Raw genomic sequence first — 3,164 nt, forward strand, 5'->3', positions numbered from 1 at the left:
GCGGTGCCGAAGAGCGCTTTGGCGTCGAAGTCGGTGGCGTCGCCTCGCGCGAGAGTGACGCGGGCCGCGAGACCTTCGCGGGCCATCGCTGCGTTCGCCGTCTCCAGCATCTCGGCGGAGATATCGAGGCCGAAGAAGCGGGCGTCCGGATAGCGGCGGGCGGCAAGCACGATGTTGCGGCCGGTGCCGCAGCCGAGCTCGAGCACTGTGCCGCCTTGCGGCACGTCGAGCCCCGCAATCAGCCGGTCGCGGCCGAGCAGGTAGTATTTGCGGGTGAGGTCGTAGATATGGCGCTGCCAGCGATAGACGCCATCCATCAGTTCGGCATGGCTGGCCGGCAGCTCCGTCGTGCTCATGCGGCGCGCTTCACATAAAGATGGAAGCCGCCATAGATGGCCGAGCGGTCCTTGGCGGAAAATTCACGCGAGGCCTCGCTCTCATAGTGCCACTGGTCGAGCAGCGAGTTGGAGACGCGGCCCGGCAACAGGCTGGGCTCGGCGGCGGTGCGGAAGATGACGCGGGCACCGACCGACGCGGTACGGGTGATCTCGGTCCACAGCGCGTTGAGCTGATCGTCGGTCATCCAGTCCTGCGCGTCGAGCAGGACAAAACGGTCGACAGAACCCGCATCCTTGGCGGCGAGGAACTTGACCAGGTTGGCATGGTGGATGCCGACGCGATCGACGTTGGCGCGGATTGTCTTATAGTTGCGCTGTTCCAGATAGGCAGGCAGGGCTGCCTCGCCCGGCTCCGGGTAGCGGCGGGCAAAGGCCTGCCAGGCGAAATAGTTGTTCTTCAGCGGGAAATCGCAGGCGAGCTTTTCCAGCCGCGCCTTCAAGACGCTCGCCATCGAGCCGTCGCCGGAGGTGATCAGCGAATCGTACTGGGCCGGCGGGATGCCGAGGCCGAACAGCGAAGCCTTGCGCGATGTCGCCCATCTCAACAGCTTCTTGTCGAAGACCGGCGCCAGCTCCTCGTTGAAGAAGCGACGCTGTTCGCCGATGTTCTCGGCCTTCATGATGCCGGCCGGATCGACACCAAACAGCTTGCCGACGCGATGGCCCATGGCGATGAAGAGGCCGAGCAGGCCGGTCTGATAGAAGTTGCGGTCGAAGACGCCGATGCGGCGGCGGCCGCGCCAGTTCCTGCGCTCCCAGTAGTGGCGGCTGACCGGATCGAGATGCGGCGCGATGAAGCGGTCATAGGCTTCCGAATTGTGGCTGGTGTCGGCGGCGCCGAAGAAACGGAACAGATCGCCCTGCGACGGCAGATGGCGAACCGCTTCCAGCTTCATGCGGTTCAGCGCGATATGCGCCGCGTTGAGGTCGACGGCATCGATGCGGGCCGGCGAGCGGGTGAGATAGGCCAGAATGTTGCAGCCGCCTGACGCGATCGTGACGACGCGATGCCCGGCGCCGAGCTGCATGGCGTCGATATCGACATCCGGGTCTTCCCAGATCTGCGGATAGACGAGGCCGGAAAACAGGAAAGCGAAAAGCCGCTCGGAAATGCCTTCCATCGACAGGGCTCGGTTCTGGTAGACGGCCTTTCCAACTTCCTTGCCACGGCGATAAACGAGTTCTCCGGAAACATCCGTCATGGCAAGGTGATTCCCCGTTTGCGTTGGCGCAAGCGGGTAGCGCAGCGTTGTGACAGGCGGGTGACAGGCTGTTGACGTTAAAGTGCGTCATGCTGGACCGGAACTCGGGCGACGCGCCTTAGTCATTGTTTTCATGCATGTCGTTTTCCCAAAACCGCTGCACACTTTTGGGCGACATGCATCAGGCCTTGCCGAACCCGCCTGGCGTCGGCGTGGTGACGATGACGGCCTCGCCGGCATCGAGCGTCGTCTGGTCGCAGGCCTTCAGCACGTCGATCGATCCATCGTTGCGCCTGATTTCGGTCGAGCCTGCCTGGCCATCGCCGCCGCCATCCAGACCCTGCGGCGGCCGGTTGCGGTGCGAGGACAGGATGGCGCATTCCATCCTTTCCAGGAAGCGGATGGTGCGCTTGGTGCCGTCGCCGGCGTTCCATTTGCCCTTGCCGCCCGAGCCTTCGCGGATGTGGAAGTCCTCGAGCACCACCGGGAAGCGCAGTTCCAGCACCTCAGGATCGGTGAGCCGCGAATTGGTCATGTGGGTGTGGACGCCGGACGTGCCCGCAAAGCCGCGGCCCGAATTCATGCGCCCGGCCGGCGAGCCTGAGCAGATCGTCTCGTAGTATTGGTACTGCCGGTTGCCGAAGGTGAGATTGTTCATCGTGCCTTGCGCATTGGCCATCGCGCCCATGGCGCCGAACAGCGCGTTGGTGACGTGCTGCGATGTCTCGACATTGCCGGCAACCACGGCGGCGGGGTAGGCCGGTTTGAGCATGCAGCCGTCGGGAATGACGATGTTGATCGGCCTCAGGCAGCCTGCGTTCATCGGAATCATGTCCTCGACCATGACGCGGAAGGCGTAGAGCACGGCGGCGCGGGCGACTGGTTCCGGCGCGTTGAAATTGTTCTTCATGACCGGCGAGGTGCCGGTGAAGTCGACCGTCGCCTCGCGCTTGTCGCGGTCGACGGCGATGCTGACCTTGATCACCTGGCCGGTATCGGTCGGGTATTCGTAGACCGAGGTGTCGGGCAGCCGTTCCAGCACGCGGCGCACGCTCTCGGCGGCATTGTCCTGGACATGGCCCATATAGGCCTCGACGACATCGAGGCCGAAATGCGCGACCATCTTGCGCAGCTCCGCCACGCCCTTTTCGTTTGCGGCGATCTGCGCCTTGAGGTCGGCGATGTTCTGGGCGGGATTGCGGGCAGGGTAGGGATGATCGGTGAGGAGCGCCTCGAGCTCTTTCTCGCGGAAGCGGCCGCGATCGACGATGCGGAAATTGTCGAACAGCACGCCTTCCTCGTCGACGGTGGTGGCCAAAGGCGTCATCGAGCCGGGCGCCGTGCCGCCGACATCGGCGTGGTGGCCGCGGGAGGCCGCCCAGAACAGGATTTCCTCCCCCCTCGAGGGGGAGGTGCCGCCGAAGGCGGCGGAGGGGGTCGCCGCGGCAGTGCTCGACGCATTTGCGGTGCCTTCTGAGACGACCCCACCCGACCGCTTCGCGGCCACCCTCCCCTCAAGGGGGAGGGAAAAAACCGGCGTCACGACAGTGATGTCGGGCAAATG

General features: G+C 64.6%; 3 protein-coding genes. All 3 read right to left on the bottom strand.

Annotation, left to right across the window (positions count from 1 at the left end; translation table 11 throughout):
- Positions 1 to 356 (bottom strand): class I SAM-dependent methyltransferase (locus EOA38_RS31785; RefSeq protein ID WP_145966161.1); only part of this gene is annotated, 356 nt, incomplete at its 3' end.
- On the bottom strand, positions 353 to 1,600 hold the full coding sequence (locus tag EOA38_RS31790; protein ID WP_127301086.1) for a DUF3419 family protein: 1,248 nt from the start codon (positions 1,598 to 1,600) through the stop codon (positions 353 to 355). The genes EOA38_RS31790 and EOA38_RS31785, both read right to left, overlap by 4 nt.
- A gap of 181 nt (positions 1,601 to 1,781) precedes the next feature.
- Positions 1,782 to 3,164: hydantoinase B/oxoprolinase family protein (locus EOA38_RS31795; RefSeq protein ID WP_245480969.1), on the bottom strand; the 1,383-nt coding region annotated here is incomplete at its 5' end.

The organism is Mesorhizobium sp. M1E.F.Ca.ET.041.01.1.1 (assembly GCF_003997355.1).
GTDB lineage: Bacteria > Pseudomonadota > Alphaproteobacteria > Rhizobiales > Rhizobiaceae > Mesorhizobium.

What these genes read in the sequence shown, in the direction of transcription:
- EOA38_RS31790 (WP_127301086.1), bottom strand. Translation starts at nt 1,600, where the DNA reads ATGACGGATGTTTCCGGAGAACTCGTTTATCGCCGTGGCAAGGAAGTT.